The sequence below is a fragment of the Arthrobacter sp. RIT-PI-e genome (assembly GCF_001187915.1).
Lineage (GTDB): Bacteria > Actinomycetota > Actinomycetes > Actinomycetales > Micrococcaceae > Arthrobacter_D.
Window position 1 is genome coordinate 128,332 of the sequence record NZ_LGIU01000091.1, and the last position, 14,429, is coordinate 142,760.

Sequence of the window (14,429 nt, forward strand, 5' to 3'; positions counted from 1 at the left end):
TGCGGCCCAGGCTCGCGTCAGGCCGGCGCGGCCGTGCTGTCACGGACGACCAGGCGCGTCGCGAGGTCCATCCGGGGGATGGTGTCGAGGGTGCTCTCGCTCATGCGGATCACGAGCCGTGCTGCTTCCTCGGCCATCGCCGTGAGCGGCTGATGCACGGTCGTGAGCGCGGGACTGGCCCACTGGGCGAGTTGCAGATCGTCGTAACCGACGATGGACAGGTCGACGGGCACCCGCAGTCCGAGGGTTCTGGCGGCCTCGATGACGCCGAGCGCCTGGAGGTCGCTGCCCGCGAAGATGGCCGTGGGGCGCTCGGGCATCGTCAGCAGTTCAAGGGCTATGCTGCGGCCCCCGTCCACCCGGAAGTTGCCGAATCGCACGAAGCGCTCATCGATCTCGATGCCGGCGGAGTTCATGGCGGAGCGGTATCCGTCGACGCGGGCGAAGGAGCACATCATGTCGTCGCGACCGGTGATCGCGGCGATCCGTGTGTGTCCTAGTTCGATGAGGTGGCGAGTGGCTGCCAGGCCGCCGGACCAGTTCGCCGACCCCACCGCGGGGACGTCCGGGGCCGGATCACCGGCCGGGTCGATGATCACGAACGGGATGGCACGGGATTGAAGCGTCGCCTTCGCCTCCGCCGCGAGGTCGGCGAAGACGAGCACCACCCCGACCGGGCGACGGCGGAGGACCCCGGTGAGCCAGGCCGGGGACGGGGAGTGGCGGTCACCGGACTCGGTGAGGACGACGCTCAGATCGTTGGCGCGAGCGACATTTTCGACTCCGCGGATGATCTCCATGGCCCAGGCCGTCTCGAGTTCCGGGAAGACGAGCTCGATCAGGGTGTCCCTGTTGGGTAGCCCCGGGCGTCGTTGGTACCCCTGCCTGCCGAGCAGTTCCTCGATCTTCGCCCGCGTCAGCGCGGACACGTCCGAGCGTCCGTTGAGGACCTTGGACACCGTGGAGATCGACACTCCCGCCTCGTCGGCCAGTTCATTGAGTTTGACCTTGCGACCTGGCTCGCTCATGAGAACTCACTCCCTCGTCATTGCAGGAATCACTTGCGTTTCCCCGGGCCACTGTTAGGCTCACAGCACACTACGTGATTTCGACGTAAATGTCGAAACTTTCGAGAGGCGTTCAAAGATGAACAAGTACAGCATCAGAAAGCTGCTGACCATCGGAGCAGCGACAGCACTCACCCTTGGCGGCCTGACAGCGTGCGGCTCCGACAGCGGCGCGGCAGAAGACGGCAATGTCACCATGACGTTCTGGCACAACTCGACCACCGGTGACGGGAAGGCGTACTGGGAGGACACGGTCGCGGCGTTCGAGGAGGCGAACCCCGGGGTCACAGTCGAGATCCAGTCCATCCAGAACGAGGAGATGGACGGCAAACTCCAGACGGCGCTGAACTCCGGCGATGCACCGGACATCTTCCTGGCGCGCGGCGGCGGCAAGCTCGCGGATGTCGTCGCGGCCGGACAGGCCTTGGACATCACGGACTCCATCGACGACGCCACCAAGGCCGCTGTACCCGAAGGTGTGTTGAGCGCCTTCGCGGTCGACGGCAAGATCTACGGGATGCCGACCGCAGTGCTGCCCGGCGGCATCTACTACAGCCAGGACCTCTTCACCGAAGCCGGCGTCGAGGGAACACCGACAACCATCGAGGAGCTCGATACCGCCGTCGACGAGCTCAAGGGCGCAGGAATCGACCCCATCGCCGTCGGCGCGAAGGATGCCTGGCCTGCAGCGCACTGGTACTACTTCTTCGCAGTTCGAGCCTGCTCGCAGGACGCCCTCAACACAGCCGCCGAAACCATGCAGTTCGACGACCCGTGCTGGCTGGAAGCGGGCAAGGACCTGCAGGACTTCGTCGACACGGAACCGTTCAACAACGGATTCCTCACCACCGCCGCGCAGCAAGGTGCAGGTAGCTCGGCCGGGCTCATCGCCAACCACAAGGCAGCCATGGAGCTCATGGGCGCCTGGAACCCCGGGGTCATCGCATCACTGACCCCCGACGAGCAGCCCCTGCCGGACCTGGGCTGGTTCCCGTTCCCGGAGATCGACGGCGGCGAGGGCGAGCCAGGGGCGATGATGGGCGGCGTCGACGGGTTCACCTGCTCCGCCCAGGCCCCGCAAGAGGAATGCACCGCGTTCCTGAACTTCTTCATGCAGCAGCAATACCAGGAAGGCTATGCCGAAGCGTTCCAGACGATCCCCGCCAACCAGGATGCCCAGGACGTCGTGGAGGACCCGGCGCTGCTGTCCATCATCGAGTCGTACAACGAGGCACCGTACGTCACGGTGTGGCTCGACACCTTGTTCGGGCAGAACGTCGGGAACGCCCTGAACAAGGGCGCCGTCGACATGTTCGCCGGTCAGGGCACAGCCGAGGACATCGTCTCCGCCCTGAACGACGCAGCGGCCAAGGGCTAGCAGCAGATCATGATCGATCCTGCAGGGGGTGCTCCGTTGATGACGGACAAGCAGCCGCCGCGGGGCACGGTGACGGCAGGGAATGGCGCTCGCGCGGTGTCCCCTGCCGTACCGCGGCCCGGACGGCGTTCAACAGACTGGCGTAAGCTCCTCGAGATCACGCTCCTGGCCGGGCCGGCGATCGTCGTCTTCGTCAGTTTCGTCATCTTCCCGGTCGTCCTGGCCGGCTACTACGGTTTCTTCCGCTGGAAGGGCTTCGGCCCGGCCACCGACTTCGTCGGTTTTGATAACTACCTGATCATCCTTCAGGACAGCGCGTTCCACGACGTGCTGCGCCACAACGGGTTCATCCTGGTGCTCTCGCTGGTCATCCAGGGACCCATTGCGATCATCCTCGCGCTCCTGCTCAACCAGAGGATCCGCGGCCGTTCGCTCATCCGCGTGCTCATCTTTATCCCGTACATCATCTCCGAGGTGATCGTCGGGATCGGCTGGGGTCTCATGCTGCAGACATCCGGTTCCGTCAACGGGCTGCTCGAGAGCGTCGGGTTGGGAGCTCTGCAAAGGGACTGGCTCTCCGATCCGAGCCTCGCCATCTGGTCCCTGATGGTGATCATCTCGTGGAAGTACATCGGCTTCGCCGTCATCCTCTTCCTTGCCGGATTGCAGAGCATCCCCGACGAATTGTTCGAGGCGGCCGCGATCGACGGCGCCAGCTACTGGCAGATTCAGCGCACAATCACGTTGCCGCTCCTCGGGCCGACCGTGCGGATCTGGGCGTTCCTGTCGATCATCGGTTCGCTGCAGCTGTTCGACCTGGTCTTCATCATCTGGGGTCAGTACGTCGCCTCGACCGCCGGGACCTCGACCATGGCCACCTACATGGTCGCCAACGGGCGCACGTCGGGCAACTTCGGGTACGGCAGTGCCGTCGCCGTCGTCATGTTCCTGATCTCCCTCGTCATTGCCTTGATCTACCAGCGGTTCGTCCTTTCACGCGACACCGCCGGTGCCCTCACAGAAGGAAAGAAGTGATGGCTGTTCTCGAAGCTCCCACACGCCCACGCGCGAAGCGTCCACTCAGGGAACGCCAGGAGTGGGGCAGCCCGGCGACCTACTTCATCGCCTTCGTGTTCATCGCGCTCTGTCTCGGACCCGTCATCTACATCGTCCTCGGCGGGTTCCGCGACAACTCACAGATCACCAATTCGCCCGCGGGATTCCCGAACCCCTGGAATTTCGACAACTACGCCGAAGTGCTCGCAAGCCGTACCTTCTGGCAGCAGGTCGGTAACTCGGCGATCGCCGGGATCGCCACGACCCTGGGTGTGGTGACGCTCGGCCTGATGGCGAGCTTCATCCTCGCGCGCTACACCTTTGCCGGTCGCGGAGCGATGTACTCACTCTTCGCCGCCGGCCTCATGTTCCCGATGACCGTGGCGATCACGCCGCTCTACATCCTCGTCAGGGAGCTCGGCCTGATGAACAGCCTGGCCGGGGTGATCCTCCCGCAGATCGCCTTCGGCCTGCCGGTGACGATCATCATCCTCGTTCCGTTCCTCAAGGCCATCCCCAACGAGCTCGAGGAGGCGGCCGCGATCGACGGGACCAGCCGGCTGGGCTTCTTCTTCCGGATGGTCGTCCCCCTGTCATTGCCCGGCGTCGTCACCACCGGCATCCTTGCTTTCGTGGCGAGCTGGAACAGCTATCTCCTGCCCCTGTTCATCCTCAGCGACCAGGCGAGCTACACCCTGCCGCTGGGTGTTCAGGCGTTCGCTTCGCAGTACTCGGTGGACACGGCGAAGGTACTTGCCTTCACCTCGCTGTCCATGATTCCGGCACTGATATTTTTCACGCTGTTCGAGCGCCGCATCGTCGGCGGACTCACCGGCGCCGTCAAAGGTTAGGACCTTCTTTGAGCACCACGACATCCACGACGACCACGCCGGCATGGCACGACGTCACCGCCTCCGCCTCCGACCGCGTCGAAGCACTCCTCACCGAGCTCACCCTCGGAGAGAAGATCGCCCAGCTGTTCGGCGTCTGGGTCGGCGCCTCCAACGAGGGCGGGGACGTCGCCCCGCACCAGAACGACATGGACGACCTCGTCGACCTCGACACGCTCCTGCCGAACGGACTCGGCCAGCTGACCAGGCCGTTCGGCTCCGCCCCGGTCGACCCGGCACTCGGAGCGCTGTCCCTCCTGCGCAGCCAGCGCCGAATCGTGGCATCCAACCGCTTCGGCATCCCGGCCATGGCGCATGAAGAGTGCCTCGCCGGCTTCGCCACCTGGGGGGCGACGGCCTACCCGGTGCCCCTGGCCTGGGGGGCCTCCTTCAACCCCGGGCTCATCGAGCGCATGGCACACCGCATCGGCTCCGACATGCGCTCGGTCGGCATCCACCAGGGCCTCGCCCCGGTGCTCGACGTGGTCCGGGACGCCCGCTGGGGTCGCGTCGAGGAGACCATCGGGGAGGATCCCTATCTCATCGGCACCATTGCAACGGGGTACGTCCGCGGCCTCGAGTCCGCAGGGATCGTCGCAACCCTGAAGCACTTCGTCGGGTATTCGGCCTCGAAAGCCGGCCGTAACCTCGCCCCGGTCTCGGTGGGTCCACGTGAACTCGCCGACGTCCTGCTCGTCCCGTTCGAAATGGTCATGCGCGAAGGCAAGCCGCGTTCGGTCATGCACTCGTACACCGACATCGACGGCGTCCCGTCCGCGGCCGACGAGTCACTGCTCACCGGCATTCTGCGCGATACCTGGGGATTCGACGGCACCGTCGTGGCCGACTACTTCGGCATCGCCTTCCTGAAACTGCTGCACGGCGTCGCAGGTTCGTGGGGTGAGGCCGCTGCTCTCGCGCTCACGGCCGGCGTGGACGTCGAACTGCCGACGGTGAAGACCTTCGGCGCACCACTGGCTGAAGCGGTCCGATCCGGTGACCTGGCCGAGGCGGTCATCGATCGTGCCCTCCGGCGTGTACTGCGCCAGAAGGTCGAACTCGGACTGCTCGATCCTGACTGGGATGCCACACCCGAAGCGCTGCGGGACGCCGACGTGGACACCACGGAAGGCATCCGCGGCACCATCGACCTGGACAACCCCGCCAACCGGGCGGTAGCCCGAGAGATCGCCGAGCAGTCCATCGTGCTCGTCAGCAACGACGGGACCCTCCCGCTCACCTCCCCGCGCCGGATCGCCGTCGTCGGGCCGACGGCGGATGACCCCTTCGCGGTGCTCGGCTGCTACTCGTTCCCTGCCCATGTCGGCGTGCAGCACCCTGACACGCCACTGGGCATCGAACTGCCCACCCTGCTCGACAGCCTCCGCGTCGAGTTCCCCGAAGCCGACATCGAGTACGTGCCAGGCACGACAATCGACGGAGGAGAGACCACCGGGATCCCCGCAGCAGTGGATGCCGCAACACGCGCGGACATCGTCATCCTCGCACTCGGCGACCGGGCCGGGCTCTTCGGCCGCGGCACCAGCGGCGAGGGCTGCGACGTCGAGTCGCTCCGCCTGCCCGGTGCGCAACAGGAACTTCTCGACGCCGTCGTGGCAACATCGACACCTGCCATCCTTACCCTGCTCGCCGGGCGACCGTACGCACTGGGGACCGCCGTCGCCGGTGCCGCCGCGATCGTGCAAGCGTTCTTCGCAGGAGAAGAAGGATCCGCCGCGCTCGCCGGTATCCTCTCGGGCCGGGTCAATCCGAGCGGGCGCCTGCCTGTCAGCATCCCGGCTTCGGAAGGGACACAGCCCTCCACCTACCTGGCCGCTCCTCTGGCGCGTTCCAACGGGGTGTCGAGCATCGACCCGACCGCGGCCTTCGCGTTCGGGCACGGGATCGGGTACACGAGCTTCGACTGGAGCGCCGGTGAGCACGGACCGGAGACGACCGGGGTCGACGGCACGGCGACCCTCGGACTCCGCCTCCGCAACACCGGGAGCCGTCCCGGGACGGAGATCGTCCAAATCTACGTCCACGACCCGGTCGCGTCGGTGGTGCGCCCCGTGCAGCGTCTGGTCGGTTTCCGGCGCGTCGACCTGGAGCCGGGCGAGTCCGTCGAGCTCTCGATCCACGTTCCCGCAGATCTCACGTCCTTCACCGACCGCAACGGCGAACGGGTCGTCGAACCGGGGGAGATCGTCCTGGCTCTCGGGGCGTCGAGCACCGACCTGAGGATCACGCACTCGGTGCAGCTCACCGGTGGGACCCGCGTGGTGGGCTTCGACAGGGCCTTCCACCCGCGGTTCGAGGAGATCGCACGGAGCGCCTCATGACCCTCGATCACCGCCGGGCCACCGTGGAGGTGACCGTCCTGGATCCCGCCGGCGAACCGTTGCGCGATGCGGAGGTCACCGTCGAACAGCAGCGTCATGACTTCGCCTTCGGCAACATCGGGTTCGACGTCGTCCCGATGGACACGGGGAAGACGGAGCAGGATGCCGCGGTGGAGTCTGTTCTCGGCGGGGCAGGGCCCGCCGCCGGCCTGCCGGATCTCGAGGCGGTGTGGCTCGAGCTGTTCACCACTGCGACCCTTCCGTTCTCCCGGCGAGGATTCGAGCCGACATGTGGGACGCGATCGATGAAGCCGTCATCATGCTCGTGTTCACCGCAGAGGAGAACGGCGTCACCCGGCTTGTGCAGAGCATCGGTCGCGTACCCATGATCCGGCTCGCATTCGAGGAGGCTCGCGCCTCGAACCCTTCCGCGACGTTCGTCCCGAACGACTGCGATCTCTCGAGCGAGGACGAAGCACTGATCGAGGGCGTGCTTCATGCCGGATTCGTCGTGGACCCGATCGGCCTGCAGACGCACCTGCATCGGGGGTCCTGGGGTAACGAGGCCATGTCCGCGATGATCGATCGGTCCGCTCGCTCCGGGTTGCCCCTCCACCTGACCGGGACGACTCCGGCGTCGGGGGGATCTCATGCCGCCGGAGATCGCCGACCTCAGCGACTACCAGGTCCCGTCCCGGCCATCGACGCCCGACGGGGAGGCCCGGCAAGCGGAGGAGACCGTCCGGCACTACCGCGCACTCGTGAGCCACCCGGCCGTGCAGGCCATCACGCACCGGGGGTTCACCGACGACGGCGCGTGGCTCGCTTCGCCGGGCGGGCTCGTTCGCGCGGGCGGCACACCGGAACCCTCATTCCACGCACTACGATCGCTGATCGAGGGCGCATGGTGGCTGCCGCGAACCGCGATGCGCACGGATCATGATCCACTCTCGTCGATCACGGGTTTCCTCGGTGATGACGTGATCGAGCCCGACGGGCAGAGCGCACCGGTCCCGCTGGGCCGATCATCCGTGGACACTGTGCAGAAGCTCTGAGCCGGACTACCGTACCCGGGCATGGGGGCGCATCCCCCCAGCGAGAAGCCAGGCGTGTCGGACGATGAATCCCGGCCACCAGCGCAACACGAGGTGTTTGATCGATGTGACCGGATCCTGGAACCCTCGTCTTTCCCGTGGCCGGTCATCGAGCTCGACGACGATCCAACCGAGGGCGGCTTCGCCGTCGTCCTCTTCGCCCTCTTTATGGTGAAACCTCCACATGTCGGTACGACGCCGGCTCACGAGCGGACTCACCGGGCTCCGACAAGTAGACCGAAAGGACCACGCTGCTCCATGACTTCCACGTCGAGACCTGTCCTGCGCGTCGGGATGGTGGGCTACGCCTTCATGGGTGCCATGCACTCCCACGCCTGGCGTACAGCCCCACACTTCTTCGACCTCCCGCTTCGGCCTGAACTCGCCGTCCTCTCCGGACGCGACGACGTCGCACTCCGCGCCGCAGCCGCCACTATGGGGTGGCGGGACACCGAGACGGATTGGCGCGCCGTCCTGGAACGTGACGACGTCGACCTGATCGACATCTGCACTCCGGGGAACACTCACGCCGACATCGCCGTCGCCGCCCTCGAGGCCGGCAAGCACGTGCTCTGCGAGAAGCCGCTGGCCAACTCGGTCGAGGAGGCCGAGCGCATGACGGCGGCCGCGGAGGCTGCAGAGGCGAGAGGAGTATTCGCGATGTGCGGATTCTCCTACCGTCGCACGCCGGCGCTGACGCTGGCCCGGCGGCTCGTGGAGCAGGGGCGCATTGGAACGGTCCGGCACGTGCGCGGCCAGTACCTGCAGGACTGGCTCTCGGACGCGACCTCGCCCATGACGTGGCGGCTGGACCGGGAGAAGTCCGGATCCGGTGCGCTCGGTGACATCGGTGCGCACAGCATCGACGCCGCGCAGTATGTGACGGGCCTGAAGATCACCGGGGTGTCCGGGATGCTCAACACCTTCGTCACCGAGCGCCCGCTCAGCGGCGCGAGATCAGGGCTCGGCGGCTCGGGGTCCGCGGACGCCGGGATGGGACAGGTCACGGTGGATGACGCCGCGATCTTCAGCGCGCGCTTCGACGGAGGGGCGATCGGCGCCTTCGAGGCCACCCGCTTCGCGCTGGGTAGGAAGAACTCCATGCGTTTGGAGGTCAACGGGACCCTCGGGTCGCTGGCTTTCGACTTCGAGCACATGAACTCGCTCGAGTTCTACGACGGCACGCAGCCGCAGGAGATCGCGGGCTTCAGCACCATCGACGTGACCGAACCGGTCCACCCCTACACGGGGAACTGGTGGCCGGCGGGCCACGGTCTTGGTTACGAGCACGGTTTCACGCACCAGGTGGTGGACCTCGTGCAGGCGATCGCCGACGGGCGCACGCCATCGCCCTCCTTCGCGGACGCACTGCAGGTGCAGAAAGTCCTGCGCGCTGTCGAGCAGAGCTCGGCCCAGGACGCGGGATGGCAGCATGTCTGAGCCGACCTACGCATCGAGCACACCGCGGAAGCACCGGAGCGGAACCGATGGATCGACCTGCTCACCAGGAGTCCTTCGCCAAGCACCTGACCACGGCACCTACATCGGGTCCATTCCTTCGAAAGGGACATCATGACCACCAGGGAAGCTCTCGTCGTCAGGGGCGGGCGGGACGGGCATCAGCCGATCGAGGCGACGGATCGTTTCATCCCGTTCCTCCGCGACAACGGATACGACGTCCGGATCGAGGAGTCACCGAAGATCTACGCGGACGCGCACTACATGGCGTCCGTGGATCTCGTCCTGCAGTGCAACACGATGAACACCATCGAGAAGAACGAGTTCGCGGGCCTGCGCACAGCGGTCGAGACAGGCACCGGGCTCGCGGGATGGCACGGCGGGATCGCCGACTCGTACCGCAACGAATCCGACTATCTCCACCTGATCGGCGGGCAGTTCGCCTGCCACCCCGGCAAGCACCCGGACGAGCGGATGGGCGAGCAGTCGGACAACTACGTGCCCTACCGGGTGAACATGCTCCCGGCGGCCGCCGAGCATCCGATCACCCGAGGGATCGGGGACTTCGATCTGGTGACCGAGCAGTACTGGGTGCTCACGGACGACTACATCGACGTCCTCGCGACCACGACCCAGGCCGTGCGCGACTGGGACCCGTGGAACCGCCCTGTGACATCCCCGGCCATCTGGACCCGGCAGTGGGGTCAGGGGCGGATCTTCGTCTCCACCCCCGGGCACCGCGTGGAGATCCTCGACGACCCGAATGTGCGCACCATCATCGAGAGGGGCCTGCTGTGGGCGAGCCGCTGAACATCGGAATCATCGGCTGCGGTGCGATTGTGGCCCAGTACCTGAAGACCCTGCCACCTCTGCCGTCGGTGAACCTCGTCGCGGTCGCCGACCTCGACCTCGCCCGGGCCCAGGCCGTGGCCGCCTCGCAGGACGGCGTCCGGGCGCTGACCGTGGATGAGCTCTTGGCCGACCCGGAGGTGGACACGGTTCTCAACCTGACGATCCCGGCCGCGCACGCCGAGGTGGCGCTGCGTGCGATCGCGGCGGGCAAGCATGTCTACGGGGAGAAACCCCTGGCCGCGACCACGAAGGAGGCCAGAGAAGTACTCGATGCCGCGAAGGAGGCAGGTGTTCGTATCGGTTGTGCACCTGACACGGTCCTCGGAACCGGGATTCAGACGGCCCGCCATGTCATCGACGCCGGCATGATCGGCAGGCCGATCTCGGCCAGCGCGACGATGGTCACCCCTGGGCATGAGCGCTGGCACCCGAACCCGGACTTCTACTACGTCCCCGGCGGCGGACCGTTGCTGGACATGGGACCGTACTACGTCACCGCACTGGTCACCCTCCTCGGACCGATCACCTCGGTGATCGGGGCGGCGAGCCACACTCGCCCGGAACGAATCATCGGTTCCGGTGCGCGAGCAGGCCAGAGCATCCCGGTGACGATCGACTCGCACGTCACCGGCGTCCTGGTGCATGCCTCCGGCGCCCTGTCCACGCTCGTGATGAGCTTCGACGCCGTGCAGACGCGCTCCTCGAACATCGAGATCCACGGCGAGCAGGCGAGTCTCACCGTCCCCGATCCCAACTATTTCGACGGCGAGGTGTCTATCTGCACCCTCGGTACCCGCGAGGAGGGGTGGGAGGTGCTGCCCAGTAGCGCCGGTTACATCGGCGCGGGCAGAGGCTACGGTCTCGCGGACATGGCCCTGACCCCGCCCGGGGAGCAGCACCGCGCGAATGGAGAGCTCGCCTACCATGTGCTCGACGTCATGGAGTCGCTCCTGCGCTCGGCTGCGGAAGGAGCCTCGGTGCAGGTCAGCAGCACGGTGGACAGACCACGAGGAGTCCCCTTCGCCTCTCTTCAGGACCAGGATCCTCAAGGGCTCCCGGTACTCTGACGGCGACCTGGAGCAAGCCGGGTGACGGACACGTTCGAGCGCCTCCCCCATCGGGCGGTCGGAATCGAGCGAACCCGCAAGCCCGGGGACGGTCCCCTCCGAGTGCTTGCCGGATTATCGGCGTCCGTCGTCACATCACCTGCCTGGCATCCCGGTCTACTTCTGTGAGCCGCACCCGCCCTGGTGACAAGGCGCGAACGAGTATACCGACGGGTTGTGGAGTGGCCACCGAAAGGGACCAGCCTCAGCGAACACGGCGCAGAACATCTCGATCACGTTGCCGCGGAGATCGATGATCGACCTCGAGCTGTGCTCGATCGGACACCCCCGCGAACCGATTCGCTACGCTTCTGAACAGCACCGACCTCTCCTCGGTGTTGCGGCGACCGTGAGATTCCGCCCCGTCATCGCGGGTCCCGCGTACAGTGACATGATCAACCAGTCGGCACCCTGGCCGACACGCTCCAGGCGGTCCGGAGACCCCGGGCGCCCTGGAGAATCTGGAAGGCCAGGGCAGGAGCAGACATGATGCCGCGCATGCCGGCTTCGTGGCTGAGCAGGGGATGCCGTCCCAGCTCGGCGGGTGCAGGAGTGCCGGGTGTATGAGCGGCTGCATGCCCAACGCCGGTCTCATCCGGAGGGCAAACTCGCCCCGGAGAAGGTAGCTGTGTCGCGTGGGGCGGCGGGCTGGTCCACGGCGGGGAACTTCACCGCGTCGTGGGACACACGGCTGCGGGAGGTGGAGGGGTTCCGGGTGGTCACGGGGCGGTTCCCGATCCACCACCGGTATGACCGCCGGGAGGGAAGGTCTCGGCGATCTGGTTGGGCCGTCAGCGCACCTGGTGACGGAAGAACACCTTGAATCCTGGGCGACGACGGACTCTGGACGCGGTCCTCACCGGTGGAACCCTCGATTCCCCTATACCGGTACCGGGCAATCCCTACACCTGATCATCGTCGTAGGCGCCACGAGCATGGTGAGTGCTAGGCGGCTAGGTGTGGGTTGGGCTGCTGGATACGGGCTGCCGCGGCTTTGAACCGTCGTGCTTCCTGCATGAGCTGCCGGATGAGGGGTTCAACGGCAATGCTGCCCTTCGTGGTCCGGCTCAGGGCGCTGGTGGCGATGAGTTCCAACCGTCGGGCGCCGGCCATCGCCGCCCCGTTACGCATGCTCAGTAATGCCTCCACATGCCTGTCGTCCTCACCACCGTCGTTGCTGTTGTCATCGTCGCTGCTGTCATCACGGTGGTGGGCCTCGTGAGCGTCCTGGTGGTGCTGCTGGGCGTGGTGCTGTGGCTGCCGGTGGTTTCGGTGCTGGGTGAGGGTGTGGTCGATGCGGGTGATGCGCGAATCCAGGAGGGAGGTGAAGTTGATGATGAGGTCCAGGGCGATGGTGGGCGAGAGGTCCTCACTGAGAGTGGTGAGCACTGTCGGATCCAGGACGGGGGTGGTGATGGTCAGTCGGGTGTGCTGGTCGCGGTGGATCATGGGGTTCCTGTCATGGAATGGAGGAAGGAGATACCAGGGGGATTCGGGGACGTTCGCGGTCGTGGGGTCCTGCTGCGATCTCCTGGGTGCCGAAGCAGGATCGTCGGTGGCGGCGTCGAGATGATGGGTGTGCTCACAGTCATGGTGCTGACGACGGTGACAGTACGGCGCTGCAGCACCATGATGGTGCGTGGTGGTGAGTGGGGCCTGGGAGAAGGCTATGAGGCCAGGGTGTACGCCGTAGTCGTCCCTACCGGTGAGTCCGGTGGGGTGAGGTGCACGGGTTGCATGATGTCCTGGCCTACGGCGGCAGGATGAGGTTCCGCGGATCTGAGGGCGCCGATGACCTGTACGGGCACCGTGTGCGAAGGGGTGGGGGAGCTGAGCTTCCGGCAGGCGTCTTTGAGAAGACCGATGGCGGCGGGGTCGAGGAACCGTGCCTGGGTGGTGTCGATGGTGATGCTGGGATTGCCTGGCAAGGCGTGGGCGCGCCGGATGATCGGGATCAACGCCCGGTAATTGATGGTGGTGAGGTGACCGGTGACCTGCAGGACGGCCGTGCGGTGTGTGAGATCGACCTTGATGAGGGTCCGAAGTCGGGGATACATGAGAGCTCCGCGAGGAAGAGGCGGCAATGGCCACTTTCTTGACCAAGACCCATCATAAAGTATTTAGGCCTTCTAGTAAAAACCATGCTTACCTTTCACGTCGGACAGCACGGCATCCTGCTCGTAACCTCTGTCGCCAGGTACCTCGTGAGTATGACTACGGTTGTGATTATCGGCTCGCGCTCGCTGGTCCCTGCGCCTGTTTCTGATACGTTCGGCTGTGTCAGTCGGCTGAGTGTGGTGTGCGACAGCTTCGTCAGGTAGGTGCTGTCGTGTGAGGCCTTCTGCGGAGTCTGGGTATAGAACTGGCGGTGGTTCAGGGTTCGGGTTCGGGTGAGAGGGTTCGGGGAAGATGGACGAGACGACGGCGGGGCCTGAGTTCACGGACGTTGAACTGCAGTTCCTGGACTCGGTGTTCGAGCTTGCGAGGCAGGGACGCACGGGTGAGCTCATGAGTGTTGTGGGTTCGGGTATACCGGTGAACCTGACGAACTCCCGGGGCGATACTCTGCTCATCCTCGCGGCGTACCACCGGCGCGCGGACACGGTGTCGGGGCTCCTGGGCGCGGGGGCGGATACGAGCCGGGTCAATGACATGGGTCAGAGCGCACTGGCGGCGGCGACGTTCCGCCGTGATGAGGGAATCGTCGATGATCTGTTACGAGCCGGCGCAGATCCACACCTGGGACCCAGAAGCGCGATCGCTGTCGCCCGGCAGTTCGGTTTGACGGACATGGAGGCCCTGTTCGCTTGATCGCCGCTGCGAGGACTGGGCATCGCCAGGGTCGACGGTTCCTATCACCGCCACTGGAAGCTACGGCGTAGACGCTGGAACGGTATTCACAGGGCAAGTCCTCTGAGAGGTCGGCGCCGATCACGGTGCGCACCGATCGGGGCCAGCGGGGTAGGGCGAGGTGCTCGCTAACTGTTCTGTGTCATGACGTTGGCGACGCTGTCGTGCAGGCGTGTGGCTGGGGGTTGGTTCCCGATCGCAGTATGTGTTCGATGGTAGTTGTAGTGGATGTTCCAGGTGGTAATCGCGTTGGTGCGCTGTGCTTCTGAGGTCCACTCGCGGGCGTAGAGGAGCTCTTCGGCGAGGGTGCGGTTGTAGCGTTCGACTTTCCCGTTG

The 14,429-nt window shown here is 65.9% G+C and carries 14 protein-coding genes and 1 pseudogene; 11 read left to right on the plus strand and 4 right to left on the minus strand.

The genetic code is table 11. The features are described 5' to 3' along the window. Positions 1-17: 17 nt before the first annotated feature. A complete protein-coding gene (locus AC792_RS13595) occupies positions 18-1,028 on the minus strand; it encodes a LacI family DNA-binding transcriptional regulator (RefSeq protein WP_049831037.1) in 1,011 nt (336 codons plus the stop codon). A 118-nt stretch (positions 1,029-1,146) separates the two neighbouring features. On the opposite strand from AC792_RS13595, the gene AC792_RS13600 reads away from it, so the two are divergent. The 10 genes and pseudogenes from AC792_RS13600 (at position 1,147) to AC792_RS13640 (ending at position 11,204) form a co-directional block, all read left to right on the plus strand. Further along, positions 1,147-2,445: an ABC transporter substrate-binding protein gene (locus AC792_RS13600; protein ID WP_049831038.1), complete on the plus strand. Its 1,299-nt coding sequence runs from the start codon at positions 1,147-1,149 to the stop codon at positions 2,443-2,445. Between the two features lie 9 nt (positions 2,446-2,454). Then, the gene (locus tag AC792_RS13605; protein WP_152916232.1) at positions 2,455-3,480 is read left to right on the plus strand and encodes a carbohydrate ABC transporter permease; all 1,026 of its coding nucleotides are present in this window, start codon (positions 2,455-2,457) and stop codon (positions 3,478-3,480) included. After that, complete coding sequence (locus AC792_RS13610; RefSeq protein WP_049831039.1) at positions 3,480-4,352, plus strand: carbohydrate ABC transporter permease; 873 nt, start codon at positions 3,480-3,482, stop codon at positions 4,350-4,352. Before AC792_RS13605 ends, AC792_RS13610 begins: the two co-directional genes overlap by 1 nt. Before the next feature lie 8 nt (positions 4,353-4,360). Further along, positions 4,361-6,733: a beta-glucosidase family protein gene (locus tag AC792_RS13615; protein ID WP_049831040.1), complete on the plus strand. Its 2,373-nt coding sequence runs from the start codon at positions 4,361-4,363 to the stop codon at positions 6,731-6,733. Further along, entirely contained in the window at positions 6,730-7,122 is a 393-nt protein-coding gene (locus AC792_RS17805) for a hypothetical protein (protein WP_049831041.1), read from the plus strand. The genes AC792_RS13615 and AC792_RS17805 overlap by 4 nt, the downstream gene beginning before the upstream one ends. Further along, a pseudogene (locus tag AC792_RS17810) lies at positions 7,053-7,295 on the plus strand (endo-1,4-beta-xylanase); the annotation flags it as partial. The gene AC792_RS17805 and the pseudogene AC792_RS17810, both read left to right, overlap by 70 nt. An 88-nt stretch (positions 7,296-7,383) precedes the next feature. Then, a complete protein-coding gene (locus tag AC792_RS17815) occupies positions 7,384-7,788 on the plus strand; it encodes a hypothetical protein (RefSeq protein WP_049831042.1) in 405 nt (134 codons plus the stop codon). A 297-nt stretch (positions 7,789-8,085) separates the two neighbouring features. Further along, positions 8,086-9,267, plus strand: a complete 1,182-nt coding sequence (locus tag AC792_RS13630; protein ID WP_049831043.1) for a Gfo/Idh/MocA family protein — start codon at positions 8,086-8,088, stop codon at positions 9,265-9,267. Between the two features lie 132 nt (positions 9,268-9,399). Further along, positions 9,400-10,095, plus strand: coding sequence for a ThuA domain-containing protein (locus tag AC792_RS17560; RefSeq protein ID WP_049831044.1), 696 nt, complete (start codon positions 9,400-9,402; stop codon positions 10,093-10,095). Then, a complete protein-coding gene (locus AC792_RS13640; RefSeq protein WP_049831045.1) occupies positions 10,080-11,204 on the plus strand; it encodes a Gfo/Idh/MocA family protein in 1,125 nt (374 codons plus the stop codon). The genes AC792_RS17560 and AC792_RS13640 overlap by 16 nt, the downstream gene beginning before the upstream one ends. A 984-nt stretch (positions 11,205-12,188) precedes the next feature. On the opposite strand, the gene AC792_RS13645 is transcribed toward AC792_RS13640, so the two are convergent. Together AC792_RS13645 and AC792_RS13650 are read right to left on the minus strand one after the other, a co-directional pair. Continuing rightward, the gene (locus AC792_RS13645) at positions 12,189-12,692 is read right to left on the minus strand and encodes a hypothetical protein (RefSeq protein ID WP_049831046.1); all 504 of its coding nucleotides are present in this window, start codon (positions 12,690-12,692) and stop codon (positions 12,189-12,191) included. Between the two features lie 218 nt (positions 12,693-12,910). After that, on the minus strand, positions 12,911-13,300 hold the full coding sequence (locus tag AC792_RS13650) for a hypothetical protein (protein ID WP_049831047.1): 390 nt from the start codon (positions 13,298-13,300) through the stop codon (positions 12,911-12,913). A 352-nt stretch (positions 13,301-13,652) separates the two neighbouring features. On the opposite strand from AC792_RS13650, the gene AC792_RS13655 reads away from it, so the two are divergent. Continuing rightward, entirely contained in the window at positions 13,653-14,054 is a 402-nt protein-coding gene (locus AC792_RS13655; protein WP_049831048.1) for an ankyrin repeat domain-containing protein, read from the plus strand. A 167-nt stretch (positions 14,055-14,221) separates the two neighbouring features. On the opposite strand, the gene AC792_RS16590 is transcribed toward AC792_RS13655, so the two are convergent. Next, positions 14,222-14,429 (minus strand): integrase core domain-containing protein (locus AC792_RS16590; protein WP_152915961.1); only part of this gene is annotated, 208 nt, incomplete at its 5' end.

Excerpts from the sequence above, each read along its gene's own strand:
- AC792_RS13595 (WP_049831037.1), bottom strand. The coding sequence starts at position 1,028 with ATGAGCGAGCCAGGTCGCAAGGTCAAACTCAATGAACTGGCCGACGAG.
- AC792_RS13600 (WP_049831038.1), top strand. The coding sequence starts at position 1,147 with ATGAACAAGTACAGCATCAGAAAGCTGCTGACCATCGGAGCAGCGACA.
- AC792_RS13605 (WP_152916232.1), top strand. The coding sequence starts at position 2,455 with ATGATCGATCCTGCAGGGGGTGCTCCGTTGATGACGGACAAGCAGCCG.
- AC792_RS13610 (WP_049831039.1), top strand. The coding sequence starts at position 3,480 with ATGGCTGTTCTCGAAGCTCCCACACGCCCACGCGCGAAGCGTCCACTC.
- AC792_RS17805 (WP_049831041.1), top strand. The coding sequence starts at position 6,730 with ATGACCCTCGATCACCGCCGGGCCACCGTGGAGGTGACCGTCCTGGAT.
- AC792_RS17815 (WP_049831042.1), top strand. The coding sequence starts at position 7,384 with ATGCCGCCGGAGATCGCCGACCTCAGCGACTACCAGGTCCCGTCCCGG.
- AC792_RS13630 (WP_049831043.1), top strand. The coding sequence starts at position 8,086 with ATGACTTCCACGTCGAGACCTGTCCTGCGCGTCGGGATGGTGGGCTAC.
- AC792_RS17560 (WP_049831044.1), top strand. The coding sequence starts at position 9,400 with ATGACCACCAGGGAAGCTCTCGTCGTCAGGGGCGGGCGGGACGGGCAT.
- AC792_RS13645 (WP_049831046.1), bottom strand. The coding sequence starts at position 12,692 with ATGATCCACCGCGACCAGCACACCCGACTGACCATCACCACCCCCGTC.
- AC792_RS13650 (WP_049831047.1), bottom strand. The coding sequence starts at position 13,300 with ATGTATCCCCGACTTCGGACCCTCATCAAGGTCGATCTCACACACCGC.
- AC792_RS13655 (WP_049831048.1), top strand. The coding sequence starts at position 13,653 with ATGGACGAGACGACGGCGGGGCCTGAGTTCACGGACGTTGAACTGCAG.